This window comes from Dactylosporangium sp. CA-152071 (genome assembly GCF_050936335.1).
Classification (GTDB): Bacteria; Actinomycetota; Actinomycetes; order Mycobacteriales; family Micromonosporaceae; genus Dactylosporangium; species Dactylosporangium maewongense.
The window spans coordinates 648,147-672,715 of sequence record NZ_JBNJMZ010000002.1 but is presented as its reverse complement, the minus strand read 5'-3'; the positions used below and the strand labels follow the sequence as shown (position 1 = coordinate 672,715).

Below are 24,569 nucleotides of genomic sequence, written 5' to 3'. Positions count from 1 at the left end.
GGTGGTGTGCGGCCCGCATTATCTGCGGCCTGCCGTGCGGCTTCATGTCTGTTTCATGTCGCCTCCGTACCGTCGGCGGCCATGAGCGATGTGCTGGCGGTCAACGCCGTCGACCTCACCAAGACGTTCGGCCCGCTGACCGCGGTCGACCACATCAGCCTGCAGGTCGCCCAGGGCGAGGTCTACGGCGTCCTCGGCCCCAACGGTGCCGGCAAGACCACCGTGCTGCGCATGTTGTTCGGCCTCATCCGCCCCGACAGCGGCGTCCTTGAGGTGTTCGGCCGTTCCTGGCCCCGCGACGGGGTGCGGACCCTGGACGGGGTGGCCGGCTTCATCGAGAGCCCGAAGCTGTACCCCGGCCTGTCCGGACGGCGCAACCTGCAGCTCCTCGCGGGCCTCGACGGTCTGGACGGCGCGACCGCGACCCGGCGGGTCGGCGAGGTCCTCGACACCGTCGACCTGCTCGGCCGGGACCGGGAGAAGGTCCGCGGCTACTCCTTCGGCATGCGCCAGCGCCTCGGCGTGGCCGCCGCCCTGCTCCGCGCGCCCCGCCTGCTGGTCCTGGACGAGCCCGCCAACGGCCTCGATCCCGCCGGCATCCGCGACATGCGCGCCCTCGTCAAACGCCTCGCCGGAAGCGGCATGACGGTCCTGCTGTCCAGCCACGACATGGCCGAGGTCGAGCAGATCTGCGACGACGTCACCATCATGCGCACCGGCCAGGTCGTCTACCACGGCTCCATCGCCGGCCTGCGCGATCGGGCGCCGGCCCCGGCGCACCGGCTGACGACCACCGACGACGACCGCGCGGCCACCCTCGCGGGCGCCCGCGGCCTGGAGGTCGAGCCGGCCGCCGGCGGCCTCGCGGTCCGCGGCGACGAGAAGGCGCTCGACGCGCTCATCGCCGACCTCGTCGGCGCCGGGATCGGGCTGCGCGGCCTGGCGATGTCCGAGACGCCCCTGGAGGCGCTGTTCTTCATGCTCACCGAGCGCCCGCCCACCGCGCCCACCGTGTCCAGCGCGCCCACCGCGCCCACCGCGCCCACCGCGCCCACCGCGCCCACCGCGCCCACCGATCCCTCTGCGGCCACCGCCGACCAGGGCCGTCACGCCGTCACGTCCGGAGCCCGCCGATGACCCACACTGTCACCGGCCGCGACACCGCCACCGGCCACAACGCCGTCACCGTCGCGACGCACACCGCCGGCCACCACGAGCGGGCCCGCCGCCCCGGCACCCTGACCGTGCTGCGCTGGGAGGTCGCGAAGCTCGCCGCGCAGGCCCGCGCCCGCTACCTCCTGCTGGGCTGCCTGATCGTCCCGCCGGTCATCGTGGCCGTGTTCACCGGCCAGCAGCCGCCGTCGGACACCATCTACGGCCGGCACATCCACGAGAGCGGCCTCGCCGACGCGCTGCTCATCCTCGCCTTCGCCCACCAGTGGCTGCTGCCGCTGCTGGCGTCGCTGGTCGCCGGGGACATCTTCGCCAACGAGGACGGCCACGGCACCTGGAAGACCATCCTGACCCGCTCGGCGAGCCGCGGCCAGATCTTCGCCGCCAAGACGCTCACCGCCGCCGGCTTCAACCTCCTCGCGCTGCTCGTCCTCGCGGCCAGCACGATCGCGGGGAGCCTGCTCATCGTCGGCGCCCAGCCGCTGCCCGGCCTGTCGGGCCAGCTCATCCCGGCCCGGACCGCGCTGCCACTGGTCGCCGCGGCCTGGGCGACGGCGATCGCGCCGCTGCTCGGCTTCACCGCGCTGGCCCTGCTGCTGTCGGTGCTGTCGCGCAATCCCACCGCCGGGGTCGCCGCGCCGGTCGTGCTCGGCTTCGCCATGCAGCTGCTGTCCACGCTCGGCGGCCTGGACCTGGCCCGGCGGCTGCTGCTCACCACGGGCTTCGAGGCCTGGCACGGCCTGTTCACGCAGCAGCGGTTCACCGGCCCGATCGCGCAGGCCGGCGCGGTCGCTGCCGGCTGGGCCGTCGTGTGCCTGCTCATCGGCTACCTGGCGCTGCGCCGCCGCGACGTCATCGGAGGCTGACCGACATGCACCGCACCACATCGCGCATCCGCCGGCTCGGCCCGACCACGGCTGTCCTCGCCGTCGTCGCGGCCGTGTTCGCCGCCACCGCCGGCCACGGCGGCGAGGACATCACCAAGCCCCGCCTCGAACGCGCGATCGCCCCGACGTTCGCCAACCTCTACGTCCAGCGCTCCACGATCCTCGGCAAGACCGGCGTCACCGTCGCCTCGATCGACGCGCACGCCGCCTGCGACCGCGGCGGCCCGAAGGTGCCCGACACCGGACCCGGCGCCAACTGGATCTGCATGATCGCGTTCACCGACGACGCCGGCCAGCGGCAGGAGGGCAAGTTCGAGGTCACGGCCAACGCCGACGCCACCTACGTCGCCGGCGGCCCGTCCAAACTGGTCGGCCTGGCCACCATCACCGACACCCGCGGCGTCGACGTGACCAACCCGGCGTTCGAGTTCGACGGCGCGTTCGACCCCGACACCTGACCGGCGCCGCGGGGCACATGACGTGGCTGCGGCCGGTGAGCCGGTCCCCGGGCGACCCGGCCGCAGCCACCTTCCCGGATTGTCGCGGCTTATGATCTCTTGCCATGGCGGCAGACGGGGTGGCTGAGGCATTCGAGCGGTTCGCGCGGCACATGTACGAGCAGGCGCCCGACGGCTGGCACACGGCGGTCCTGTCGGCCGACATCGTGCGCAACGGCCACGGCGGCGAAGGGGTCCGCTACCTCCGCGAGGACGGCACCGGCATCTATCAGCCGTCGATGGACCACCGGGCGGTCGGACCGGTCCTCGTCGAACTGTTCCACGACCTCGCCGCCGGCGAGCGGTTCCGCAACGTGCTGGCGCACCTCACCCTCGACGCCGCCGGTCGGTTCGACGCGGCCGCCCGGTTCGACCTGCGCGGCTCCAACGTCGGCAACACCTACACCGCGGTGCTCCGCGACGGCATGCCCCCGGAGTCGCTCGACCCGGAGCCCGTGGTGGCGGACCTCTCGTACGCCGGCGACCCCGACCGGGCCGTGACGCTCCTGCACGCGCTGGACCAGGCGGACCTCAACCCGCCGGCCACCGAGGAGGCCATCGCCGCGGCGGAGGCGGCACTCGGCTTCCCGCTGCCGCCGGACCTGCGCGCGCTCTACACCGTCGCGGACGGCGGCGGCGACGACATCATGGACGGCCTGCGGTGGCTGACGCTGGCGGAGCTCGGCAACGCCGACCTCACCTCGGCACCGCAGCCGGGCGGCTGGACGACCCGCTGGGACCGGGTCGTGCTCGACGCCGAGCCGTTCGGCACCGTACGCCGGGCCACCGGCCGCCCCGGATGGATCCCGTTCGCCGAGGACTACGACGGCAACTTCCTCGCCGTCGACCTGGCGCCGGCCCGGCTGGGCCGCCCCGGCCAGGTCATCCGGATCGGCAACTCCCACGCCGACGGCCCTGAGTACGTGGCCGACTCGGTCACGTCACTGCTCGCCGGAGCCGCCGCCGACCCCGACGCCGACGTCGAACCGGTGGTGGTCGGCCCGCACAGCCTGCGGCCGACGGCGCAGGCTGTGCGGCTGAAGGGGGCCGGCATCGACAGCGCACCGCTGGCCGGGCTGCGCCACCTGCGCCGGCTGTGGTCCAGCGGCCCGATCGACCTCACCCCAGTGCGGCACCTGCCGGTGGAGTGCCTGCAGATCAACGTCGGCAGCTCCCTCGCCCCGCTGGCCGGCCACCCGACCCTGCGGACGCTGACCTTCTGGCCCGGCGCCGCCCCGGTCACCCTCGCCCCGCTGCGCGACGTGCCGAACCTGCACGGTCTAGCCCTGGCCGGCGCCGCCACCGTCACCGACCTGGAGACCGTCGCCGAGCTGACCGGCCTGTGGTACCTGGAGCTGTCGTTCGACCAGTGGCAACGGATCCGTCCGGCGCTCGCCCGCCTCGACAACCTGCACGCGGTGACGCTCGGCGGCCGCCCCACCGCCCGCCAGGCGATCGAGTGGCGATCGTTCTTCGACGCCGACCCGCAGGTCACGGACCGCCTGTCCCGCACCGCGACCGGCCTGGCCGGTTAGGGCGCGGCCAGCGGATCGCGAGGTCCGGCCGGCGCGGCAGCAGGTGCCGTGCGCCGGCCGAGGCCCACGGTGGGTTCGACTGGAAACCAAAGGCCGACTCGAGGCTCGCGCGGGCGCATCAGCACGCCGCCGGGGCGCGGAAGGGGAGATCCGCAGGCTGAGCCGCCCGGCCGACCACGCGTCGGGCCGGTCCCGCGGTGGGCTGACCGCAAGGTCCACCTGGGTTGCGAGCAGAGGGGCAGAAGCCGCTGTCGATCATGCTGACCGCCGGATCGGGAGGCCCTCACCGACAATCCGGTGGCGTCGCTGGACCAGACCTCGGTGGCCCAGCCGGTGGGGCGTGCCGGCCGCAGAAACGGCCGGACGACGGTGGACCAGGCGCATATGCCGAGAGTGAACCGGACGGCGTTACGGACCCGCAGCCGGAGGACGGACCAGGTCGCCAACCGGGCGTGGAAGGACCCCACGATGTGTGGCCACCCCGCGTCCGACCCCCGGGTTGAGGGTGTCGGCACCGGCGGCGTCGTGGGTGGACGCGTGGGCCTATCCCGTGACGGATCCTTCCGTCGCGCTGAAGGCCCGGAAGCCCTCGATGTACGCGGCGTCCACGGCGGGCAGCGGGAAGCTCTCGTTGTCGGCGAACCAGAGCTCGTTCTCCAACCAGTAGCGGCACAGGAACGCCTCGAACGACTCGCCGCAGAAGACGACCTCGTCCGGTCCGGGCTCGCCGTCCGGGTCGTCCCAGTCCTCCGGGACGTCAGGGTCGTCGTAGGCGGACGGGCCGAAGTGGCTCGGCGAGCACACCACGGCGTGGTCGCTGCCGTCAGCGGCGACGTACAGGTACCAGTACAGGCATCCCTGCTGGTCGGCGAGGAACCGGATCAGATACCCGTCGGCGCCCGGTGCCGCGACGGGTGCGGCACTGACGTCGACGAAGCACGCCGTGCACGAGCGGATCCTGCGCTGCAACTCGCCGTCGCCCGCGAACTTCACGAACGCCGGCGGCAGCGGCAGGCCCAGCGCCGCACACGCGGACAGCAGCGCGGGGAGCTCCTTCGCCGGGGCCGAGCCGATGCCCCACGCGTCGGGTGCCGGCTGCGCGGCGAGCCACCCCAGGTCCCCGGACATCGCGAACGGCACGGGCGGCAGATCGTCGAACTCATACCTGCCATAGGTGCTCATCGGCGTCCTGCTGACGCCCCACCAGAACGGACGGAACGGCGAATCCTGTGCCAGCACCGAGCACCTCCGAACCACACCCCGAACCCGACGCCGTCAACATAGCGCCCGGGTACGACAAGAATCCGGCGGCGAGAGACCCGCTACCTGGCGGTCGCGGCCCTGCAGGTGCGGCGGGTGTCGCGCCACGCGATCCAGGCCGCCCGCAGCCGGGGCGACGCGACGGCCTCCCCGCGGCGGCGGGCGCGCAGCTGCCCGACCAGCCACGCCGGCGCGGCCGCCTGCTCGACGGCGAGGGACTTCGTCAGCAGCTCACCGGTGCGCAGCGCATGCCGCCCCCGCGCCATCGACGTGAGACCGAGGTCGATCATGAGCGGGCTCAGGAAGATCCACGGCCGCCGTGACGCCCACGCCCAGTAGCCGGTCAGCTCCGCGCGGGCCGCCTCCCGCACGTCGTCGCCGGTCACCGCCGGGAACAGCGCCTGCGGCGCCCGCCCGAACACGGCATACCCGTGGTGCGCCAGCTCGGCCCTGGAGACCAGGGACAGGATTCTCAGCACCAGCAATCCGTGTGTCCACGTCGGGTGTTGTACGCCGATGCCGTCGCGCTGGCCGACGTCGACGTAGACGCAACCGAGGTCGAGGCCCGCGGCCGTCGTGGCGTCCAGGCGGCGGTGCAGGGCCGCCAGCTGAGCCTGCCGGTCGTCGCCGACGGGGCCGTCGGTGACCGCGACGAGGTCGAGGTCGCTGACTCCCGGCACGTAGTCACCCGTGGCCAGCGACCCGGCGACCAGCAGGTCGGTGACCCAGCCGAGCGCCCGCAGCTCCTCGCCGAACGCCGCGAGCGCTACCGCGTGGTCGGGCATGTCCAGCGCATCATGTCGGAGGGCCCCTTCAGCTCGCCGCCGCCCGGCAGCGACACCAGCGTGCCGACGGCCGTCGTCCCGTCGGCGCTCATCCCGCTGTACAGCATGAGCGCCCGCGACCGGCCGGGCAAACGGCAGCGGCGCCGGTGCGCGACCGATTACCGGTTAGCGGATTGCAGGAAACCGGCAATGGCGACTCAGTGGACGTTGGCGGGGTCCACGTCGCGGGAGGTGGCGCAGGCGGTGCACTGCACCGTGTGCTTCACGCGCAGCGGGATCAGCGGGATGAAGAACAGCGACAGCTTCAGGACCCGCTTGTAGAGCGGGTGGGCGGCCGTGTTGCCGCAGTGGGGGCAGCGCAGGGTCAAGGTACGCAGGTGGGTCACGCGCCAGCCCCAGCCGAAGATCAGCACGCGGCCATCGTAGCGGCGGGGCGGCGGGTCGTGACGGCGGCGGCCGTGAGGGTGAGGGCGGACAGGCAGGCGAGGAAGAGCATCGCCACGTACGGGTCCTGGATCTCGATGCGGCTGTTCGCGAGGTCGTCCGCGGGGGTCAGGGCGGCCGGGACCAGGTCGGGGATGAGGCGCGGCGGGCCGTACACCGACAGGAGCACGACACCGCCGAACACCAGCAGCGGGGCGAGCACGCCGACGGACAGGGCCGCGAGGGCGCCGCCGCGGGCGAGGAGGGTGGCGGTGACGCCGCAGCCGATCGCGAACAGGGCGCCGCCGACGTTGGTGGGCAGCGGCGGGAACGCGACCTGCAGCGCCAGCCAGACCCCGGCGGCGGCGCACGCCGCGGCGACGCCGGCGGCCAGGGCGCGGCCGGTGACGGCGGTGCGGGCGGCGGTCAGGGCGAGGAACCCGATCAGGTAGCTGGTCAGGAGCACCGCGAAGATCGGCACGGCGGTGCGGGCCTGCTCGTCGGGTGGGCCGTGGTGGCCCGCGGCGGCGGCGAACGCCGCGGTCAACGCCGCGACCAGCAGGCAGCCGCCGGCGCGGACGGCGCGGGCGGTCCGGCCGGCGGCGACCGGGCCGAGCGCGCGGGCCGCGAGGGCGACCGCGAGCAGGAGCGCGATGACGCCGACGACGCCCCACCGCAGCGGCTGGTACGCGATGCCGGCCGACCACCGCAGCACCCCGGCGAGGACGGCGACCGCCGCGAGCGGGTAGGCGAGCGTCCGCAGCACGGCCGGCTGGCAGACGACCGCCGCCACGCAGCCGAGGGCGTGGCTGCGCCGGTCGCGCCCGGGCGGGATCGCGGCGGACTCGGCCAGCATCGCGCGGCCCCAGTCGCGCCGCGACGCGGGCAGCAGCCGCACGACCAAGGCGAGCAGGGCGGCGCTCACCAGGCGGCCCTCGGCTCGGTCCGTGTGGGCCGGACGGGCGCCGCGAGAGGCTCGAGGTCGGCCGCCGCTGTCACGCCGGCGCCGGTCAGCCGGTACAGGTGCCGCGGCGGTCTCCCGTGCGGCGGGTCGGTCTCCCAGGACGCCTCGAGCAGGCCGCGGTCGGAGAGCCTGATGAGGATCGGGTAGAGGGAACCGGCCTTGAGCCCGACCTCCTGGCCGAGCTCATAGCCATACCGCCACTGCGTGGGGTCCGCGGCCAGCGCGCGCAGCACCGCTGCGGTCTGCGGGGACGGGCGCCTGACTCGCTGCACGGGCTAACTCTACCTATGTAGTCAAGCGGCCGCGCGGGCCCTCCGTTCCGCCGCGTGGATCAGGACGGAGCACCACATCCGGTATGGCCTCCACGCGTCCGTCACGTGGGCGATGTCCTCATCGGTCGGGGCGGCCGGCAGGTCGTACCGACGCCGCATCCCGGACATGGTCATCTCGTCGCCGGGCAGGGCGTCGACGAGACCCGCGCCGCGCATCACGATCGCCGTGGCGAAGAAGTCGCCCACGCCGCGCAGCCGCCGCACGTCGGCGAGGGCCTGCCGGACGGGGAGGCTCCGCAGCCTGGCCCGGTCGAGCAGCCCGTCGAGGGCCGCCTGCGCGACGCCGTGCAACCGCCGCACCTTCTCGCCGTCGATGCCGGGGACCTCGGTGATGCGCAGCAGGCGCTGCGGCGACGGGAACGCGTGCGCGGTGACGCCGCCGATCTCGAACGCCTCGCCGTGCTCGCGGGCCATCCGCTGCCGGATCGCCCGGCCCTGCTCGATGCGCATCCGGTGGGCGATGATGAACGCGCAGGCGGCCTCGTAGGGCGAGTGGAAGAGCACGGGGCGCAGGTGGGCGTGCTGCCGCTGCAGGGCGCCGATGACCGGGTCGCGCTCGCCGACCTGCGGGTAGCCGCTGCCGTCGACGTCCAGGGACAGCACGGCGAGCGCCTGCCGCCACGCCTCGTCCGGCCCCTGCACCTCGCCCTCGACCCGGTCGGGCGCGGTCTGCCGCAGGAGCACGGCGGCGGAGTGCGTCCAGCCCTCGACGGGGAACGCCATGACGATCGTCCGGTCGTCGCCGGCCGGCTGGATCCACCCGCCGAAGTACTCGTTCTGCCTGGCCAGGTCGTAGGGCCCGGTGATGTGTGCGTCCATGCGTGCAGCGTGCTCCGTAGAACCGGACAACCCCTGTCATGTTTCAACGGATATTCTTCGGCTCGTGCGTGCCGATCGACTGTTGTCCCTGGTCCTGCTGTTGCAGGCCCGCCCGTCCTCCGCGGCGCCGGAACTGGCCGCGCGGCTCGGCGTGTCGGTGCGCACCGTCCTGCGCGACGTCGCGGCGCTCAGTTCCGCGGGGATTCCGGTGTACGCCGAGCGAGGGCGCGGCGGAGGGATCCGGATGCTGCCGGCGTACCGGGCAGGCCTCGCCCACCTGAACGCCGCGGAAGGCACCGGCCTGGCCGTCGGGCAGTCACGCCTCGCCGGCGAGCTGGGCCTCGGCGACGCCCTCGACACCGCCATCGAGAAGATCATCGGCGCCGGCGGGCAGGCACTGCGCGGCGGCCTGGCCCAGGGCCGCCGCCACGTGATCGTCGACGTCGACCCGTGGATGCGCTCCGGCGAGGCGGTGCCGCTGCTGCCCGCCATCCACGACGGCCTGCTGCGCGGGCGCTGCCTGTCGCTGGACTACGAGGACAGCGACGGCGCCCGCTCGCGGCGGACCGTCGCCCCCGCCGGCCTGGTCGCGAAGGCGGGCATCTGGTATCTGGTCACGTCGGAGCCTGCGCTGGTACGGGTGTCGCGCGTCCACGAATGCACGGTGCTGCCCGCGCCGGCGGTGCTGCCCACCGGCTTCGACCTGGACGCGGCCTGGGCCCGGCTGCGCGACCGGGTCGAGGCGCGCCCACGACCGCTGACCGTGCTGGTCTCGGTGTCGCCGCCCGCGGTCGCGCTGGTGCGCCGGGTGCTCGCCCGTCATCTGGCACCTGACTCCCCGTCAGAGTCGTCGCACCTGGTGCGGCTCTCATTCGCCGGGGTGCCGCACGCGGTCGGCAGCCTGCTCGGCTTCGGCGCCCAGCTGACGGTCGTGGACCCGCCGGCGGTCCGCACCGCGATGCGGACCGCCGCGGAGGCCGTCGTCGCGCTGTACGCCGACCCTTAGTCCTTGAGCGGCAGCTCGCTCAGGAGCGTGAACTCGTACTCGATCTGGCCTGCGTCCGCCGGGTCGTCGGACGCGACGAGGTAGGACTCGACGCGGAAACCGAGGTTGAGCACGTCCGCGGCCCGGACGTGCTCGACGAGGTCCTCGGCCGCCGTGAAGTACGTGGTGTAGATGACCGACGGGCCGTCGCCCGGCTCCCCGGCCGTGTCCTCGCCGGTGTCCTCGGCGAGTTCCTCGCCGGTCTCCTCGGTGACGTCGTCGGCGTCGGCGTATGCGTCGGTGGTGGCTTCTTCTGAGGTGATGTCGATGGTCACGGCGGGAGCCTACGCGCCGCTGTGGCGAGTCTCATCTCGAGCGGAAAATGTCGGTGGTCGCCTCTATGCTCTGCTCGCTTTGGTTTTCCTCACGGGGGAGCGCGACCCACCATGCAGTTGCGACGCACCATCCTTGCCCTGGCCCTGTCCACGACGGTGGCCCTGACCGCGGCCTGCTCCTCCGAGGACCCGTCGCCCGCCGCCCAGGGCTCGGCGAACGCTGCCGCCAGCGCGGCCGGCACCAATGCGGCCGGCACCAGCGCCGCGGCCGCCCCGTCGCAGTCCGTCGACCTGAAGGCCAACACGGAGGCCGTGTGCAAGGCGGTCGTCGCGGCGTATGACAAGGAGAAGGAAGCGGTCGTCGCCGTCCTCACCGAGCTGCTCACCGCCGCCGCCAAGGACGACAAGGCCGCCATGGCCACGGCGAAGTCGAAGGGCAAGGTCGTCTTCGACCGCCTGAGCGCCTCGGTCAACGCCGAGCTCGAGCAGGCCGCCGACCTGCAGGCGAGGCTCGCCCTGCGGAACTTCGTGAATGCCTTCTCGAAGGTCCTCGAGTCCGACAACCTGGCGAGCGACGCCTTCCAGACCGAGATGGACAAGGCAACGGCCGAGGCCACGAAGTACTGCCCCGCCCTGGACGCCTGACCTACGCCCCAGCCGCCCGGCCGCTCGCTTCGGACGCTCAGCCGCACGGTTGGCCACTCACCGCGGCCGACCGTGCGGTGCCCGCTCCGCCCGGCCAGCTGAGTCGGCGCCTGCCGACGCTGCACGGCGCTGACGGGCGGCGCCGTGCCGATCGCGCACTCCCGCTGTTGGCCTTGGCACGGACGAGGTGGCGGCTCGCTCCAGACAGCTCAGTGGGCAGTGGCCCCCCGCCGCGGACGGCGAGCCGCAGACCCTGAAGCCCGCCGGCCCCGGCGCGTCGGCCGCGGCCGGCACAGGTGCAGCACGACGGCGCCGGCGGTGTCGGTGCCGTCGGCGCCGTCGGTCATCTGGCGGCCTTCGCCGTGCTGACGGTGGCATTGCTGCGGTCGCCCGACCAGGTGGGCGGTGGCCGGTCCGTCCTGGACAGCCGGGCCAGGGGTGACAGCTTGTTTCAGACGTGCGGCAGCGGAACGTCTCGTAGGTCGGCCACGTCTCCGGGTGGGCCGACGGGATCCGCGTGAAGGTGCGTCTCGAGGAGGATAAGCTCTGCCTGCTGGTGACCGTCGAGGTCCATGCTGAAGGTCACCAGCAGGCAGTCGCCCTCGTCGACAGCTACCGCACGCCGAGTGGCTCGTGTACGGACCTGTTGCGTGACTGCGCCCGCTGCGGAACTCGCGGTCGGTGACGGCGTGTCGGGGTGCCGGACCGTCCGGCACCATAGCCGTGTGACCAAGGGGCCGTGTAGCCGCGCCGGGGCGACCTTCGGCGACGGGGGATCCCCGGGTACACCTGAAGCCCCAGCGAAACCGGAGCGGCAGCGTGGTCGTCGCGCTGACGCGCTATCCGGGACCGGTGCGGGTGTTCAAGCAGGTGCTCGAACCGGGCGAGCCCAGGCTGGTCACCCACGAGGGCTACGAGTGGCTGTACGTCCTCGCCGGCGAGCTGCGGCTCATCCTCGGCGAGCAGGAGCTGATGCTGCGGCCGGGGAGGTCGCCGAGTTCGAGACCCGCACGCCGCACTGGTTCGGCCCCGCCGGCGAGGACACCGTCGAGGTCCTGCACATGTTCGGGCCCCAGGGGGAGAAGGCGCGGGTGCGTGCGAGACCCCGCTCCGGGAAACAATGAAGGCGGCGGGGCAACGCCCCACCGCCTTCAGGAAACGAACCGGTCAGACCGCGACCGGGTGCGCGTCGGCCACGACCGGGCGCTGGCTGCGCTCGGTGAGGTAGCCGAACAGCAGGCCGAGCGTGGCCCAGGTGACCGCCTGGGTGCCGAGCGACGCGAGCCGGAACCGCCACAGCAGCACCGGGGAGAACCCGTCGGGCACCTCGTTGACCGCCGGCAGCAGCGCGATCGCGACACCCACGACGGCCGCGGCGCCGACGACCGCGAGGATCGTCGCGTTCCACGTGCCGAAGCGCGGCTGCAGCGACCGGCTGACGACGACCGCGCCGAGCACGGCGGCGACCCCGATGACGATCATCAGGAAGTACAGGCCGGTCCGCTGCTGCAGCGTGTCGGGGTTGCCGGTCGCGGGCGGGTTGGCCGGGTACTTCAGGAACGGCACGAGCGCCACCCCGACGAACCCGGCGAGGGCGACGACCGCGGCCGTGGCGCGGGCGCTGATCCGGCCGATGCGCCCGAGCGTGACCGCGACCGCGATGGCGAACAGGCCGCCGATGGCGACGCCGTACACGACCGAGGCGGTGGCCAGGCCGAGCGTGCTCTGCACGGTCCGGCTGACCGGCCCGTGCTCATGGTCGGTGGCGTGGACCTCCTCGAACGCGATCGCGTCGTTGATCGGGCCCTCGCCGAACAGGTAGGCGAACAGGAACGCGGCGACACCGGCGACCAGGCCGGTGATCATGCCGCGGACCAGGAGCGTCCGGGCACTCAACATGCTGGCGCCCCGGCTCAGTGGCAGGGGAAGCCGAGCAGGTGCCGGCCGTCGTGGACGAACTCGTGCACCGTCGAACCCGAGACGACCGAGGTGATGCCCTGCTCGGCGCCGACGAAGTAGAGCAGGACGACGGCGAGGACGACGCCGAACGTGGCCCACGGCAGGATCTGCCGCAGCGGGATCGGGGCCGGTGCGGTGGCCGGGGTGGGAAGAGCCGAGATCGATGCCATGATGCAGCCTCCTGCGGGATTTCGCGTCCCATCGAGCGTTGTCGTGACCGTGCCCGGGTCTGACTCCCACCTGCGTGGTTACAGCGGCGCGACCGTGCCGGGCTTGCACCGGCTTCCGTTCACCGTCACGTTTATGTTTCGGACGGTACGGACGCGGTTCCGGCGTGTCAATCGGACAGCGCCTCCGTCAACCCGCCGGTGGGCGCCGCACCGCTGGTCAGCGCGGCCGGCGCCCGGGGGCGAGGTGATCAAGTTCTCGGCGGGGTGAGGGCGACGAGGTCGGTGCCGACCTTGTGCAGTCCGTCGAGCCGCCGGTCGAGGGACGCGCCGCTCGGGCTGAGGAACTCGGCGTACTTCGCCCAGACGGACCTGCCGTTCGCCATGAACGCCCACGGGTAGTGCTTGTCGGCGGCGGCGACGACCTGCGGGCCGTGGTCCGCCCACTGCGGGTCGGTGCCGCCGGTCAGCCGCGCGCCCTCCTTCTCCTTCGGCTGCACCGACAGGCTCGGCACCTCACCCGGCAGGGCGAGCACCAGCGCGGTGTGCCGGTTGTCCTTCTCGGTGAAGTCGAACACGTAGAACGCGCGGTCGCGGTACGTGCCGCTGACGACGGCGCCCGCGGACGGCTGCGACTGCGACCAGCCGAGCTGCTGCGCGAGCGTGGGGTCGGAGTGTTCGAAGGTGTAGCCGCGCCGCTTCGCCCACCGCTTCCGGCCGATCCGCGTCCGCACCGACGACACGAACCCGGCGCCCGAGATCAGGCAGATCAGCGTGCCGCCGCCGCCCGCGATCCACGCGCCGGTCCCGCCGTCGGTGAAGGCCGTGTCCCACCCGAGCACAGCGGTCACGCCGGTGACGACGAAGATGAAGAAGCGGGTCTGGTACGGGGCGATCGCCGCCTGCGGCTCGTCGGCGCCGTACCGGATCACCTCGATCAGCGAGAGCACGAAGTACAGCAGCGTCAGCCCGCCGATCAGCAGCGCCGCGGTGCCGGCGATCCGCCACGCCCGGTCCCGGCCGGCGAGCTTCTCCGGGGAGTTCTGTCTCGCGTGCCGGTCGACCATCGTCTGGTAGGAGCCGCCCTCGTCGCCGCTGCCGCCGAAGACCAGGCACGTGTCGCGCGGCCGCATCGTCTTGCCGTCGCAGGTCGGCGTGTAGTCCGCGATGCGCTGCGCCGACTCCTGCTGCCGCTGCGCGGCCGTGCTCGTGCCGGCCGCCACCATCTGCCATCCGGCCAGCAGGAAGACGCCTGCCAGGACGATCCGGACGAGTAACCCCGTGTGCCGTCGTTTCACGCCGGCATGTATAGCAGCCGATGCCTGGCCGCTGCTGCCCCGTGGCCCGGGATGCGTGATGACCGCTGCCGGGATCGAGGCGTCACGATAGGCTCGGACCGTGGGCGTCATGATGGACTACTTCGCCGCGACCGAGCAGGAGCTGGCCGCCCTCGACCTCGATCTTGGCCCGGCCGGCAACGACTGGCCGTATGTCGACTGCAAGGGCTGGATCCTGGAGGTCGAGGAGTTCGCCGCGGAGATCGACGGGCGGGATCCGAGCGAGTTCGGCCGGGACGAGCCGCTGCGCGGCGCCGACGACCCGGAGTTCCTGGGCCCGTGGACGGTGCGGATCAACGCGGAGCTCGTCGACGCCCTCACCCGGCTGGAGGAGGGGCAGATCCGCGGCTACGCGGACCGGTTCCTGCTGGAGGACTGGGAGGCCGGGCGGCTCGTCGCGCTCGCCGGGCTGGCCAGGTCCGCGGTCGCGCAGGGGCGGGCGCTCTACTCCTGGTCGTCGGTGTAACCGGCCACGAGCCGGCCGTCGGCGTGGTCGGACGCGGGCCGGTCGTCCTTGTCGTTCTTGTAGCCGGACACCAGCAGGGTCCACAGCTGCTCGCGGACCTCCGGCGGGAGCCGGTGCCCGAGCTCCCGGCGCCGCAGCAGCACGAACCCGTTCGGGTCGCGCGGCCGACCGGTGCGGGCGAACTCGATCGCCTGCACGGCGAGCGCCGGCTCCGGCCACGTGCCGTCGGGCGCCGTGTGGATGGCGTCGACGGCCGCCGCGGCCCGCGCGTCGACGTCGTCGATCAGCGCGTACTCCGCCCCGTCGGCGGGCCAGCGCTGCGCACGCAGGTCGATGTCGCGGAAGTCCACGTCGACGAGGTCCGCGTCGGTGAAGTCGTTGCCGCGCCATTCGTTGCGGGCGCGGACCGGGCCGCCGTCCGCCCCGCCGGGAGCGCCGTTGAATACGGTGTGCCACACCCGGCCACGAAACACGCATTCCACGAACTCCGCGCATTCGGTGTCAAGCTCCCGGATCCGGGCACCGTCGAACAGGCAGCGCTCGAAGCGCGCGTCGCCGAGGTACGTGTTGCCCAGCGGGAACCTCGTGCGGTGGAACACGCAGTCGACGAATCGCGTCTGGCCCTGATGGCCGACGCTGAACTTTCCGAAAGAAGTTTCCGAGAAGTTACATCGCAGAAATGTTCCGCCATAGGCACCGAACGTGTCGAACGAGCGACCCGAGAAGTCGACGTCGGCCAATTCTACGTGACGGTGTTCCACCCTCAGCAGATCCACGTCTGGACGTTACCAGCCACCCGCACACCCGGCCGGAGTCGATTCCCGACCCCAACCGTTCGGCGCCGAATGTGGTCTTTGTCCGGTACGGCGCTCAGCCGTCGAGCCGGTCCCGCAGGGCCAGCAGCGGCCCGTCCCAGTCCCGGGCCAGGGCGGCGAGGAACTGCTGCGCCACCTTCATCGACGCCGAGTCGAGGCGGAACCGGACCCGCCGCCGCTCGCCCGGCTCGGCGACCACCAGGCCCGCCTCGGCCAGCAGGCCCAGGTGCTTGGCGATCGCCTGCCGGGTGATCGGCAGCTGCCCGGCGAGCTGGGTGGCGGTGGCCGGCCCCCCGGCCGCGAGCGCGGCGAGGATCCCCCGCCGGCTCGGGTCGGCCAGGGCGACGAAGACCTCCTGCGCCACCGCCTCCGGATCAGGCCTGCCCATCGAGGTACGCGACGAGCTCGCCGAGCTCACTGGTCCAGCCCTTGGTGTTTCCGGTGTACGCGGTGTTGTGCACGGTCTCGTCCGGCACCTGCGCGAATCCGCTCTCGATCATGGTCAATGTGGTGCCGTCGGGGGAAGGCGTGAGTGTGAACTCCACCTGGTTGCGTCGCGGGTCCTCCTGGGGAAGGCCGTAGATCGGCCAGGTGTAGGCGAAGACGTGCGGCGGGTCGACGCGCGTGATGGTGAGGGTGGCGGTGTCGCCGCTGTCCCAGATGAGTCTGGCCGTGCCGCCGACGCGCAGGTCGACCTCGGCACGGTTGCCGAACCAGGTGCCGAGCCCCTCGGCGGTGGTCAGCGCCGCCCACACCTTCTCCGGCGGGTGGGCCAGCTGCAGGGTGCGCTCGATCCGGTCGGGGAATGTCATGTCCGCCTCCATGTAGCAACCGTTTGGTTGCTTCTGAAGTTATAGCAATCACCTGGTTGCGTCAAGCGGACCGTACGATCACCGGCATGCTGGGAGTGCACTTCGCCATCACCGAGCAGCAGGAACGCGAGCTGCTGCAGGCCGCCGAGAAGGGCGACGACGCGGTCGGGGGGCTGGTCGGCGACCTCGAGGAGGAGTGGGACGACGACGCCATGAAGGTCGACTCCGACAAGGCCTGGGACGCCATCCACCGCTGCCTGGGTGACGGCACGCTGGATCCGGACGGCGGGGAGTACCCGCTCACGCACGCGGTGCTCGGCGGGCGGGACCTGCACGAGGACTACTACGTCATCTACGTCACCGCCGGCGAGGTCCGCGACGTCGCCGCGGCCGTGCGGGGACTGGACCGGGCGTGGCTGCGCGAGCGGTTCGACGCGATCGACGACCCGGACTACCGCGGCGCCGGCGACGACGCGGACTTCGAGTACACGTGGTCCGGCTTCGCCGACATCCAGGCCTTCTACGCCCGGGCGGCGGACGCGGGCCGGGCGGTGGTCTTCACGGCCACGTGAAGACCACCGCCCCGCTGCTGGGAGGGTCAGGCGATGGGCTCGACCCAGATGTTGCGGTAGAACAGGTTCGCGCCGGGGTCGCCGTGGTCCTGCAGGCGGATCTTGCCGGCGGACGGGCCCTCGGCCGCGCCGTTGCCGGTCGGACCGTCGATCGCCACGTTGTTGTGCACCGTGACGCCGTTCCACACCACCGTCACCCTGGCGTTGTCCGTCTTGGTGCCGGAGGCGTTGTACTTCGCCGCGCGGAACGTGACGTCGTACGTCTGCCACGTCTGCGGTGCGGTCGCGGCGTTGCTCGTCGGCGCGATCTTGTTGTAGATCGACGCGCAGGTGTCCAGGCCGGGAGCGGAGGGGACCCCGAACGAGTCGAGCACCTGCAGCTCGTAGCGGTCCTGCAGGTAGATGCCGCTGTTGGCGCGCTGCTGCCCGGTCACGTCGGACGGCAGGTTGGGCAGCCAGAACTCGATGTGCAGCCGGAAGTCGCCGAAGCTCTCCCTGCTGCGGATGTCGCCGCCGAGCACCTCGACCCCGCCGTTGCCCAGCGGCCACGTCACCGCGGCGCCGCCGGAGCCCTCGAACCTGCTCATGTTCTGGCCGTCGAACAGCACGACCCGGCCGGGGTTGGCGCCGCCGGACGCGTACGCCTCGAACTCGTAGATCCGAGCGGCACCGTTGCCGTCGCTGGCCGGGGTGGTGACGTTCAGCCGCAGGTACCGCGCCTGCACGGCGGTGAAGTCGTGCGTCGTGGAGCCCAGCGTGTTGCCGGTGACCGTCGCGACCGTCGTCCACGCGGTGCCGTTGGTGCTCACCTGCAGGTTGAAGTCGCGGGTGTTCCAGGCGCTGTTCTCGCCGCCGGCGCCGGCGTGCTTGAGCACGATCCGGCCCACGCTCTGGCTCGCGCCGAGGTCGACCTGCATCCACTTCGACGCGCCGAGCGAGCACCACTTGTCGGTGTTGCCGCCGTTGACGCTGCCGTTGACCGCCTTGTCCGGGCCCTCCGCCGTGGCGCACGAGCTGTCGGCCGTGGTGGCCTTGCCCTGCGCCAGGTTCCCGGTCGCCGGCGGCGCCGTGCCGCCGTACGCCTCGAGCTCGTAGACGCGCGCGGCGGCGTTGCCGTCGCTGGCCGGGGTGGTGACGTTGAGCCGGATGTAGCGGGCCTGCGTCGCGGCGAAGTTGTGCGTGGTCGTGCTCGCCGTGTTGCCGGTGACGGTCGCGACCGTCGTCCACGCCGTGCCGTTGGTGCTCACCTGGACGTTGAAGTCCCGGGTGTTCCACGCGGTGTTCTCGCCGCCGGTACCGGCGTGCTGCAGCACGACCTTGTTCACGCTCTGGCTGGCGCCCAGGTCGACCTGCAGCCACTTGGTGGCGCCCTGCGAGCACCACTTGTCGAGGTTGCCGTTGGTGGTGGTGCCGTTGACGGCCCGCTGCGGGTTCTCCGACGTGCTGCAGGAGCTGTCGGCGGTGGCGGTCTTGCCCAGCGCGAGGTTGACCGGCGGGACCTGGCCCGGGATCGCGTTGAGCGTGTACCAGACCTCGGTGCTCCACAGCGACTGGCCGTTGGCGGCGGCGAACGGCTTGGGCGAGCGGATGTGCACGACCCGGCCGGCCTTCAGCCCGTTGATGACCAGGGTGACCTTCTTGCCGTCGGCGGACAGCGTCGCCGATGACACCGTCAGCGTCTCCTCGTCGATCTTCGGGCCGCCGTAGGCGGCGGTCGGCACGTACCGCCACTGCTTCACCCGGTACTTGCTGGCCAGGGCGCTGGCGGTGGCGGCCGACAGCGGCTGGGTGTACTCGAGCTCGAACCCGTTCGGCGTGGCCCGGGTGGCGAGGATGTCGAAGACGTTGTTGCCGTTCGGGGTCAGCTTCTGCAGGCCGTACAGCAGCTTGCCGGACTGGCCCCAGTTGCCGCCGGCACCGAGACCGCCGACGTACACCGCGCCGTCCGGGCCGACGTTGACCTCGGAGACGCCGGCCTCGAGGCCCTGCGTGAGCCGGAACAGGGCGCCCTGGTACTCGCCGTTGACCTTCTCCACGTAGGCGCGCTGCAGGCCGCCGTACGTGACGTCACCGATGAGGAACTGCCCGGAGTACAGGCCGCTCTGCATCAGCATCGGGGTGCTGGGGGAGTTGCCGATCTCGTTCTGCGGCAGCCACAGCACCGGCTGGCTGATCGGCGCGTTGTCGAACGGGCCCTGCGGGTTGAGGAAGTGGTTGTAGAAGCGGCCCTGCTGGATCTGCAGCAGCTTCGACGCGGGCTGGTAGCCGCCCTGGTTGTCGGTGACGAAGATGCTGTTCTCCGGCCCCCACCCGATGCCGTGCGGCGTACGCAGGCCGCCCGCGACGTAGGTGACCTGGCCGTTGCTGGCGTTGATCTTGATCGTGGTGCCCCGGTTGGCGATGCCCTGCGGGTTCGTCGTCGCGCCGCCGTAGTCGATGGACACCGACAGGTTCACGTAGAAGAAGCCGTCCTGGTACAGCAGACCGAACGCGAACTCGTGGAAGTTGCCGTCATACGGCCAGGTCGCGACGGTCTGGTACTGGTCGGCGACCTCGTCGCCGGTGGTGTCGACGAGCCGGGTGAGCCGCGCCTTCTCCGACACGTAGACGACGCCGTTGACGACCTTCAGACCCATCGGCTCCTTGAGGTTGCTGCCGATGCGCTTGGTGGTGACGTTGGCCGGCGAGGTCGCCCCGCCGGTGTTGCCGAGGATCCAGACCTCGCCCGCCTGGGAGGTGCCGGACTGGTCGCTGCCGCCCCAGGTCGAGATGACCATGCGGCCGTCGGGCAGCCAGTCCATGCCGGTGACCTTCGGCTCGAAGCCGCCGGGCCGCAGGTTCGTCAGCGTGAAGTTCGGGTGGACCGAGGTCAGCGGCAGGCCGTCGCCGGGGGAGTCGCCGGCCGTCTCGCACTCCTTGCGCCCGGGCGCGGTGACCCGCACGACCCCGGCGTCGGTGCTGAGCACCGAGTTGGGCACGGTCACGAACGACGACGAGCCCGGCGTCTGCCACTGCAGCGTGAGCTGCTGCCCGCCGCCCGCCTCGAAGAAGTCGATGCGCAGCGAGTGGTACCCGGTGCCCAGCTGGACGGCGCCGTCCTTGGCGGTCGCGCCGTGCAGCCCGTCGTGGTTGATGACAACGTTGTCATCAACCACGAGGCGTGAGCCGTCGTCGCTGATCAGCCGGAACGTGTAGTTGCCGGCCGTGGCGATGTTGACGTTGCCGATGACCTGCGTGAGGAAGTTGTCCTCCAGACCGAACTGGGCCGAGGTGGTCCAGTCGACGGTCGGCATGAGCTTGTCGACGTTCGGCGTCTGTGCGGCCTTCAGCGTGCAGAGGTTGCTCAGGGGTGTCTGCAGGTCGAAGGTGCGCATCGTGACGCCGGGCTCCTGCGGCGGCGGTGCGGCGGCGGCGCCGGCCGAGGGCAGGACCAGCGCCGTGGCGACAAGGGTGGAGGCGAGGGCACCCACGATCGGGATGCGCATGCGCCGGGGCGGGACGGGCACGGTTCCTCCAGGGAAGCGGGACGCTCCGCCCGAAGCACGGCAGGCCGCTGACGACGGCGCGCTTCGGACAACGGGCGGGCATCAGTGTCGATGTCCTGCGGGTTGCCTGGCACGCCGATGCCTGGCGCGGTCAATCTATGAGGCTTTCATATCCGTGTCTAGATGTTTCGATGGAGATGCGCGAACTTTCCTACCCTGTGATCAGAAGATTTAAGTTTTGCGTTCGCATAGATTGGCCGGGTGACGTTCGACGTTGACCGATGGTGCCGGCGCCACCTCGGCGCACCCGTCGCGGAGGTCGTGTTCAGCGGCGGTCATCTGTCGCGTGTGTACGGCGTCCGCCTGGCCGACGCCCGTGCCGTGGTCGTCAAGGCGCGGGCGCACTCGCCGCGGCTGGACGCGTGCACGGCGGTCCAGCGAGCACTGTGGCAGGCGGGGTTCCCGGCACCGGAACCCCTCGCCGGCCCGGTCGCCGAGGACGGCGTCGCGGTGACCGCCGAGGCGCTCGTGCCCGGGGGAGCGACAGCGCCGTTGACCGAGCCCGCGCGGCGGTTCGCGGCGCTGCTCGCCCGGTTCGTCGCCCTCGCCCCGTCGCCGTCGACCCTCGGCATCCTCAGCCCCGCGCCGCCGTGGACCGCGTGGGACCACGACGTGCCCGGCATCTGGCCGGCCGCGGACGACCGCGACGACGACCTCAACGCCGCACCCCCGACGCCGTGGCTCGACGAGCTCGCCGCCCACGTCCGGGAGCGCCTCACCCGCTTCGCGCAGACACCGGCCGGCCGCCGGCTCGTGACCGGCCACGGCGACTGGGAGGCGCAGAACCTCCGCTGGACCGGCGACGACCCCCTCGCCGTGCACGACTGGGACAGCGTCATCTCCGCCCCCGAGGCCGTCGTGGTCGGCCTCGCCGCCGCCGTGTGGCCCTGCGGCATGGTGCCCCGCGCCGCGACCGTCGACGAGACCGCGCAGTTCCTAGACGAGTACCAGCGCGCCTCCGGCCGCGTCTGGCCGCCCGACGAGCTCGGCGCGAGCTGGGCCGCCGGCCTGTGGGTCTCCGCGTACAACACGAAGAAGGCCACCCTGGACGGTCTACCGTGGCTGTCCCAGGACGAGGCCGAGCAGCGCCTCGCGCTCGCCGCGACCTGAGCGGGCGGCCCCGCTCACAGGTCGAACAGCGTCTCGCGCTGCGGTGGGTCCAGCACGTTCCGGAGGCTGAGCACGGTCTGGCGCCAGGCCGGGGCGTTCTGCGGGTCGGACCAGTCGCTGTCGTGCCACGCCTGGGTCGCGGTGATCCGGTCCAGCGCGTCGGCGGCGAGGCCGGTGAACGACCGCGGGAACGGTGGCATCGCGGTGGTGGGTCCGTAGGAGCCGTGGATCGGCTCGCCGCCCTCGCGCTGCGCCGCGACCAGCGCGGCCGCCGCCACCGTCCGGGAGGCGTCGATCACGCCGACCTCGCCGACGGGGCAGGCGGCGATGTCGGCGTCGGTGGCGGAGGCGGTCCGCGCCAGCAGCTCGCCGACCATGGCGACCCGCTGCTCGGGTGTGGCCTCGTCGAGCTCGTCGGCGAAGTCCGCCGCAGCGTCGTTGCCGAACGGCGTGCCGTCCCAGAAGCTCACCGGACGGGGTCAGCCGGTTTCGCCGTCGATGCGCTGGCGCAGGAGGTCGGCGTGGCCGTTGTGGCGGGCGTACTCCTGGATCAGGTGCAGATAGACGGCGCGCAGGGACATCGGGCCGCGCAGCGAGTCGATGAAGCTGTCGTCGAGGGAGGCGGACGCTACCGCGGCACGGGAAGACCGCCATTCGGCGACGAGCCGGTCGTAGTCGGCCTCCGCCGAAGCGCCGTCGGCCTCGTCGAAGGCGGCGTCCTTCGCGTCGGCGCGGCGGTACAGGAACGGCACGGGCGTGCCGCGGAAGCGGGTGTTGAACCACTCGCGCTCGACGTCGGTGACGTGGCGGAGCAGGCCGAGCAGGGACAGGGTCGACGGGGGACAGGAGCGCTGCGCCAGCTCCTCGCCGGTCAGGCCGGTGCACTTGCCCACGAGCACGGCGCGTTGCCAGTCGAGGAAGCCTTCGAGGAGGGTCCGCTCGTCGGCGACGAGCGAACCCCCGAACGGTGGCGGCTCGGGTGCGGTCCACGTCATGAACGGATCATGCCATGCGCGGAGACTCAGCCGAGGATGTCCGGTTTGACCGAGAGGAGGGTGTCCTCGACGGCGGCGACGACGTCGCGCGGGGCGTGGGCGAGGAAGAGCGCGGCGAGGGCGAGGTCGACGACCCGCGTGTAGTGGGCGTCGGTGACCCCGAGGCCGCGGTGCGACTCGCCGAGCTCGCGGCCGGTGTACTCGGCCGGCCCGCCGAGCACCTGGGCGAGCAGCGCCGCCATGTGCCGCTTGAGCGACTCGACGGTGACGCGCTCGAAGTAGGGGGACAGCTCCTCGTCGGTGAGGATCCACGTGTACAGCTGGTCGACGACGTGCTTGATGGCCGGGCCGCCGCCGACCCGGGCGTACATGGAAACCGCGGTCGTCATCATCGCCTCACTGGGGTGAAAGGGCATCGACGGGCGGCAGTGTAGCCACGGTTTGTTTCGGCCGATGACCGAGTCGTGTCGCAGCGGGAACGGTGACGTGGCAACGTATGCGGTATGTCCGTCCATCCCCGCGCCGGAGCTCAGGCGCAGCGCTCCGACCTCGTCGACGTCCCGCGACTCATCACCAGCTACTACGCCGAGCACCCAGACGTCGAGGACCCCGCGCAGCAGGTCGCGTTCGGCACGTCCGGGCACCGCGGTTCAAGCCTGCGCCGCTCGTTCAACGAAGACCACATCGTCGCCGTCAGCCAGGCGATCTGCGAGTACCGGGCGGCCCAGGGGTACGCCGGGCCGCTGTTCCTCGGCAAGGACACGCACGCCCTGTCGGAGCCCGCGACGGTCAGCGCCCTCGAGGTGTTCGCGGCCAACGGGGTGCAGGTGCTCGTCGACAGCCGCGACGGGTACACGCCGACGCCGGCGCTGTCACACGCGATCCTCACCCACCGGCACCTCGGGGCGGACGGGGTCGTGGTCACCCCGTCGCACAACCCGCCGGAGGACGGCGGCTTCAAGTACAACCCGCCGCACGGCGGGCCCGCCGACACCGACGTCACGAAGTGGATCCAGGACCGGGCCAACGCGCTGCTCGCCGACAACCTCAACGGCGTCAAGCGCATCCCGTACGCGCGGGCGAAGGAGGCGGCCGGACGGTTCGACTTCCTCGCCGCGTACGTCGACGACCTGCCGTCCGTCATCGACATGGCCGCGATCGCCGACGCGAAGGTCCGCATCGGCGCGGATCCGCTCGGCGGGGCCAGCGTCGCGTACTGGGGCGCCATCGCCGAACGGCACAAGCTGGACCTGACCGTGGTCAACCCCGACGTCGACCCGACGTTCGGGTTCATGACCCTCGACTGGGACGGCAAGATCCGGATGGACTGCTCGTCGCCCAACGCGATGGCGTCGCTGATCGGCAAGCGCGCCGACTACCAGGTGGCGACCGGCAACGACGCCGACGCGGACCGGCACGGGATCGTCACCCCCGACGCGGGCCTGATGAACCCCAACCACTTCCTCGCCGTCGCCATCCAGTACCTGTTCCAGGCCCGCGACGGCTGGCGCGCCGACGCGGCGATCGGCAAGACGCTCGTGTCGTCGTCGATGATCGACCGGGTCGCGGCGGACCTCGGCCGGACCCTCATCGAGGTCCCCGTCGGGTTCAAGTGGTTCGTGCCCGGGCTGCTGGACGGCTCCGTCGGGTTCGGCGGCGAGGAGAGCGCCGGCGCGTCGTTCCTGCGCCGCGACGGACAGGTGTGGACGACGGACAAGGACGGCCTGCTGCTGTGCCTGCTCGCCGCGGAGATCATCGCGACGACCGGCCGGTCGCCGAGCGAGCACTACGCCGACCTCGTCGCGCGGCACGGCGCGCCGGCGTACGCGCGGATCGACGTCGCCTCCACCCGGGAGGAGAAGGCGGTGCTGGGCAAGCTGTCGCCGGAGCAGGTGACGGCGACCGAGCTGGCGGGTGAGCCGATCACGGCGAAGCTGACCGCTGCGCCCGGCAACGGCGCCCCGATCGGCGGGCTGAAGGTCGTCACCGCGTCCGGCTGGTTCGCGGCGCGGCCGTCCGGGACCGAGGACGTGTACAAGGTGTACGCCGAGTCGTTCCAGGGCCCGGAGCACCTGGAGCGCATCCAGCAGGAGGCCCGCGGCGTCGTCTCCGCCGCACTCGCCGGCTGACCGGAGCCGGCAGGGAACTCGA

General features: G+C 72.4%; 27 protein-coding genes and 1 riboswitch. Of the genes, 10 read left to right on the top strand and 17 right to left on the bottom strand.

Annotated elements, in window-relative coordinates; translation table 11 throughout:
* Positions 1-81: 81 nt before the first annotated feature.
* The 4 genes from ACQEVZ_RS43265 (at position 82) to ACQEVZ_RS43250 (ending at position 4,092) form a co-directional block, all read left to right on the top strand.
* The gene (locus ACQEVZ_RS43265) at positions 82-1,137 is read left to right on the top strand and encodes an ABC transporter ATP-binding protein (protein ID WP_433378724.1); all 1,056 of its coding nucleotides are present in this window, start codon (positions 82-84) and stop codon (positions 1,135-1,137) included.
* The gene (locus ACQEVZ_RS43260; protein ID WP_433378721.1) at positions 1,134-2,039 is read left to right on the top strand and encodes an ABC transporter permease; all 906 of its coding nucleotides are present in this window, start codon (positions 1,134-1,136) and stop codon (positions 2,037-2,039) included. Before ACQEVZ_RS43265 ends, ACQEVZ_RS43260 begins: the two co-directional genes overlap by 4 nt.
* Positions 2,040-2,044: 5 nt before the next feature.
* A complete protein-coding gene (locus ACQEVZ_RS43255; protein WP_433378718.1) occupies positions 2,045-2,518 on the top strand; it encodes a hypothetical protein in 474 nt (157 codons plus the stop codon).
* A gap of 104 nt (positions 2,519-2,622) precedes the next feature.
* Positions 2,623-4,092, top strand: a complete 1,470-nt coding sequence (locus tag ACQEVZ_RS43250; RefSeq protein ID WP_433378715.1) for an SMI1/KNR4 family protein — start codon at positions 2,623-2,625, stop codon at positions 4,090-4,092.
* A 543-nt stretch (positions 4,093-4,635) separates the two neighbouring features.
* Here ACQEVZ_RS43250 and ACQEVZ_RS43245 read toward each other — a convergent pair.
* The 6 genes from ACQEVZ_RS43245 to ACQEVZ_RS43220 all read right to left on the bottom strand — a co-directional run bounded on the left by ACQEVZ_RS43245 (position 4,636) and on the right by ACQEVZ_RS43220 (position 8,675).
* Positions 4,636-5,331: a hypothetical protein gene (locus tag ACQEVZ_RS43245; protein WP_433378713.1), complete on the bottom strand. Its 696-nt coding sequence runs from the start codon at positions 5,329-5,331 to the stop codon at positions 4,636-4,638.
* 83 nt (positions 5,332-5,414) lie between these two features.
* Complete coding sequence (locus ACQEVZ_RS43240; protein WP_433378710.1) at positions 5,415-6,137, bottom strand: nucleotidyltransferase domain-containing protein; 723 nt, start codon at positions 6,135-6,137, stop codon at positions 5,415-5,417.
* Between the two features lie 197 nt (positions 6,138-6,334).
* Positions 6,335-6,550 (bottom strand): zinc-ribbon domain-containing protein, encoded by a 216-nt coding sequence (locus ACQEVZ_RS43235; RefSeq protein ID WP_344505105.1) that lies wholly within the window; start codon positions 6,548-6,550, stop codon positions 6,335-6,337.
* Complete coding sequence (locus tag ACQEVZ_RS43230; RefSeq protein ID WP_433378707.1) at positions 6,544-7,485, bottom strand: hypothetical protein; 942 nt, start codon at positions 7,483-7,485, stop codon at positions 6,544-6,546. The genes ACQEVZ_RS43235 and ACQEVZ_RS43230 overlap by 7 nt, the downstream gene beginning before the upstream one ends.
* Positions 7,482-7,796 (bottom strand): PadR family transcriptional regulator, encoded by a 315-nt coding sequence (locus tag ACQEVZ_RS43225; protein WP_344505103.1) that lies wholly within the window; start codon positions 7,794-7,796, stop codon positions 7,482-7,484. The genes ACQEVZ_RS43230 and ACQEVZ_RS43225 overlap by 4 nt, the downstream gene beginning before the upstream one ends.
* A gap of 21 nt (positions 7,797-7,817) precedes the next feature.
* Complete coding sequence (locus ACQEVZ_RS43220; protein WP_433378703.1) at positions 7,818-8,675, bottom strand: DNA-3-methyladenine glycosylase family protein; 858 nt, start codon at positions 8,673-8,675, stop codon at positions 7,818-7,820.
* A gap of 64 nt (positions 8,676-8,739) precedes the next feature.
* Between ACQEVZ_RS43220 and ACQEVZ_RS43215 the strand changes: the two genes are divergently transcribed.
* Complete coding sequence (locus tag ACQEVZ_RS43215; RefSeq protein ID WP_433378700.1) at positions 8,740-9,681, top strand: helix-turn-helix transcriptional regulator; 942 nt, start codon at positions 8,740-8,742, stop codon at positions 9,679-9,681.
* Here the strand turns inward: ACQEVZ_RS43215 and ACQEVZ_RS43210 are convergent.
* Positions 9,678-9,995, bottom strand: a complete 318-nt coding sequence (locus ACQEVZ_RS43210; protein WP_344505098.1) for a hypothetical protein — start codon at positions 9,993-9,995, stop codon at positions 9,678-9,680. The genes ACQEVZ_RS43215 and ACQEVZ_RS43210 overlap by 4 nt on opposite strands.
* 111 nt (positions 9,996-10,106) lie before the next feature.
* On the opposite strand from ACQEVZ_RS43210, the gene ACQEVZ_RS43205 reads away from it, so the two are divergent.
* Positions 10,107-10,640, top strand: a complete 534-nt coding sequence (locus ACQEVZ_RS43205; RefSeq protein ID WP_433378696.1) for a hypothetical protein — start codon at positions 10,107-10,109, stop codon at positions 10,638-10,640.
* 1,167 nt (positions 10,641-11,807) lie between these two features.
* Here the strand turns inward: ACQEVZ_RS43205 and ACQEVZ_RS43200 are convergent.
* From ACQEVZ_RS43200 to ACQEVZ_RS43190, 3 genes are all read right to left on the bottom strand, one after another.
* On the bottom strand, positions 11,808-12,539 hold the full coding sequence (locus tag ACQEVZ_RS43200; protein WP_433378693.1) for a CbtA family protein: 732 nt from the start codon (positions 12,537-12,539) through the stop codon (positions 11,808-11,810).
* Between the two features lie 14 nt (positions 12,540-12,553).
* Entirely contained in the window at positions 12,554-12,769 is a 216-nt protein-coding gene (locus ACQEVZ_RS43195; RefSeq protein WP_344505090.1) for a CbtB domain-containing protein, read from the bottom strand.
* 33 nt (positions 12,770-12,802) lie between these two features.
* Positions 12,803-12,941, bottom strand: a riboswitch (cobalamin riboswitch).
* A 76-nt stretch (positions 12,942-13,017) separates the two neighbouring features.
* A complete protein-coding gene (locus ACQEVZ_RS43190; protein ID WP_433378690.1) occupies positions 13,018-14,064 on the bottom strand; it encodes a hypothetical protein in 1,047 nt (348 codons plus the stop codon).
* A 100-nt stretch (positions 14,065-14,164) separates the two neighbouring features.
* Here ACQEVZ_RS43190 and ACQEVZ_RS43185 point away from each other — a divergent pair, with 100 nt between their 5' ends.
* On the top strand, positions 14,165-14,569 hold the full coding sequence (locus tag ACQEVZ_RS43185) for a hypothetical protein (RefSeq protein ID WP_344505088.1): 405 nt from the start codon (positions 14,165-14,167) through the stop codon (positions 14,567-14,569).
* On the opposite strand, the gene ACQEVZ_RS43180 is transcribed toward ACQEVZ_RS43185, so the two are convergent.
* From ACQEVZ_RS43180 to ACQEVZ_RS43170, 3 genes are all read right to left on the bottom strand, one after another.
* Entirely contained in the window at positions 14,548-15,168 is a 621-nt protein-coding gene (locus tag ACQEVZ_RS43180; protein WP_433378687.1) for a hypothetical protein, read from the bottom strand. The two genes, ACQEVZ_RS43185 and ACQEVZ_RS43180, sit on opposite strands and share 22 nt — an antisense overlap.
* A gap of 271 nt (positions 15,169-15,439) precedes the next feature.
* Complete coding sequence (locus ACQEVZ_RS43175) at positions 15,440-15,772, bottom strand: ArsR/SmtB family transcription factor (RefSeq protein ID WP_344505085.1); 333 nt, start codon at positions 15,770-15,772, stop codon at positions 15,440-15,442.
* Positions 15,759-16,196 (bottom strand): SRPBCC domain-containing protein, encoded by a 438-nt coding sequence (locus tag ACQEVZ_RS43170; protein ID WP_433378683.1) that lies wholly within the window; start codon positions 16,194-16,196, stop codon positions 15,759-15,761. The genes ACQEVZ_RS43175 and ACQEVZ_RS43170 overlap by 14 nt, the downstream gene beginning before the upstream one ends.
* A gap of 86 nt (positions 16,197-16,282) precedes the next feature.
* On the opposite strand from ACQEVZ_RS43170, the gene ACQEVZ_RS43165 reads away from it, so the two are divergent.
* The gene (locus ACQEVZ_RS43165) at positions 16,283-16,768 is read left to right on the top strand and encodes a YfbM family protein (protein WP_433378680.1); all 486 of its coding nucleotides are present in this window, start codon (positions 16,283-16,285) and stop codon (positions 16,766-16,768) included.
* 26 nt (positions 16,769-16,794) lie between these two features.
* Here the strand turns inward: ACQEVZ_RS43165 and ACQEVZ_RS43160 are convergent, their stop codons facing one another.
* The gene (locus tag ACQEVZ_RS43160; RefSeq protein WP_433378677.1) at positions 16,795-20,274 is read right to left on the bottom strand and encodes a galactose-binding domain-containing protein; all 3,480 of its coding nucleotides are present in this window, start codon (positions 20,272-20,274) and stop codon (positions 16,795-16,797) included.
* A gap of 240 nt (positions 20,275-20,514) precedes the next feature.
* Here ACQEVZ_RS43160 and ACQEVZ_RS43155 point away from each other — a divergent pair, with 240 nt between their 5' ends.
* Complete coding sequence (locus ACQEVZ_RS43155; protein WP_433378674.1) at positions 20,515-21,423, top strand: hypothetical protein; 909 nt, start codon at positions 20,515-20,517, stop codon at positions 21,421-21,423.
* A 14-nt stretch (positions 21,424-21,437) separates the two neighbouring features.
* On the opposite strand, the gene ACQEVZ_RS43150 is transcribed toward ACQEVZ_RS43155, so the two are convergent.
* The 3 genes from ACQEVZ_RS43150 to ACQEVZ_RS43140 are packed head-to-tail and all read right to left on the bottom strand — an operon-like array spanning position 21,438 to position 22,807.
* Positions 21,438-21,893, bottom strand: a complete 456-nt coding sequence (locus ACQEVZ_RS43150; RefSeq protein ID WP_433378671.1) for a DUF4259 domain-containing protein — start codon at positions 21,891-21,893, stop codon at positions 21,438-21,440.
* A gap of 9 nt (positions 21,894-21,902) precedes the next feature.
* Positions 21,903-22,418, bottom strand: a complete 516-nt coding sequence (locus ACQEVZ_RS43145) for a DinB family protein (protein ID WP_433378668.1) — start codon at positions 22,416-22,418, stop codon at positions 21,903-21,905.
* Positions 22,419-22,444: 26 nt separating this feature from the next.
* The gene (locus ACQEVZ_RS43140; protein ID WP_344505071.1) at positions 22,445-22,807 is read right to left on the bottom strand and encodes a group I truncated hemoglobin; all 363 of its coding nucleotides are present in this window, start codon (positions 22,805-22,807) and stop codon (positions 22,445-22,447) included.
* A 114-nt stretch (positions 22,808-22,921) separates the two neighbouring features.
* Here ACQEVZ_RS43140 and pgm point away from each other — a divergent pair, with 114 nt between their 5' ends.
* The gene (gene pgm / locus ACQEVZ_RS43135; RefSeq protein WP_433378664.1) at positions 22,922-24,547 is read left to right on the top strand and encodes a phosphoglucomutase (alpha-D-glucose-1,6-bisphosphate-dependent); all 1,626 of its coding nucleotides are present in this window, start codon (positions 22,922-22,924) and stop codon (positions 24,545-24,547) included.
* Positions 24,548-24,569 lie beyond the last annotated feature (22 nt).

Bases quoted from the DNA above. Each gene is read 5' to 3' on its own strand.
- ACQEVZ_RS43140 (WP_344505071.1), bottom strand. From the start codon at position 22,807: ATGACGACCGCGGTTTCCATGTACGCCCGGGTCGGCGGCGGCCCGGCC.
- ACQEVZ_RS43200 (WP_433378693.1), bottom strand. From the start codon at position 12,539: ATGTTGAGTGCCCGGACGCTCCTGGTCCGCGGCATGATCACCGGCCTG.
- ACQEVZ_RS43220 (WP_433378703.1), bottom strand. From the start codon at position 8,675: ATGGACGCACACATCACCGGGCCCTACGACCTGGCCAGGCAGAACGAG.
- ACQEVZ_RS43255 (WP_433378718.1), top strand. From the start codon at position 2,045: ATGCACCGCACCACATCGCGCATCCGCCGGCTCGGCCCGACCACGGCT.
- ACQEVZ_RS43240 (WP_433378710.1), bottom strand. From the start codon at position 6,137: ATGCCCGACCACGCGGTAGCGCTCGCGGCGTTCGGCGAGGAGCTGCGG.
- ACQEVZ_RS43260 (WP_433378721.1), top strand. From the start codon at position 1,134: ATGACCCACACTGTCACCGGCCGCGACACCGCCACCGGCCACAACGCC.
- ACQEVZ_RS43195 (WP_344505090.1), bottom strand. From the start codon at position 12,769: ATGGCATCGATCTCGGCTCTTCCCACCCCGGCCACCGCACCGGCCCCG.
- ACQEVZ_RS43145 (WP_433378668.1), bottom strand. From the start codon at position 22,418: ATGACGTGGACCGCACCCGAGCCGCCACCGTTCGGGGGTTCGCTCGTC.
- ACQEVZ_RS43165 (WP_433378680.1), top strand. From the start codon at position 16,283: ATGCTGGGAGTGCACTTCGCCATCACCGAGCAGCAGGAACGCGAGCTG.
- ACQEVZ_RS43250 (WP_433378715.1), top strand. From the start codon at position 2,623: ATGGCGGCAGACGGGGTGGCTGAGGCATTCGAGCGGTTCGCGCGGCAC.
- ACQEVZ_RS43175 (WP_344505085.1), bottom strand. From the start codon at position 15,772: ATGGGCAGGCCTGATCCGGAGGCGGTGGCGCAGGAGGTCTTCGTCGCC.
- ACQEVZ_RS43170 (WP_433378683.1), bottom strand. From the start codon at position 16,196: ATGACATTCCCCGACCGGATCGAGCGCACCCTGCAGCTGGCCCACCCG.
- pgm (WP_433378664.1), top strand. From the start codon at position 22,922: ATGTCCGTCCATCCCCGCGCCGGAGCTCAGGCGCAGCGCTCCGACCTC.
- ACQEVZ_RS43205 (WP_433378696.1), top strand. From the start codon at position 10,107: ATGCAGTTGCGACGCACCATCCTTGCCCTGGCCCTGTCCACGACGGTG.
- ACQEVZ_RS43265 (WP_433378724.1), top strand. From the start codon at position 82: ATGAGCGATGTGCTGGCGGTCAACGCCGTCGACCTCACCAAGACGTTC.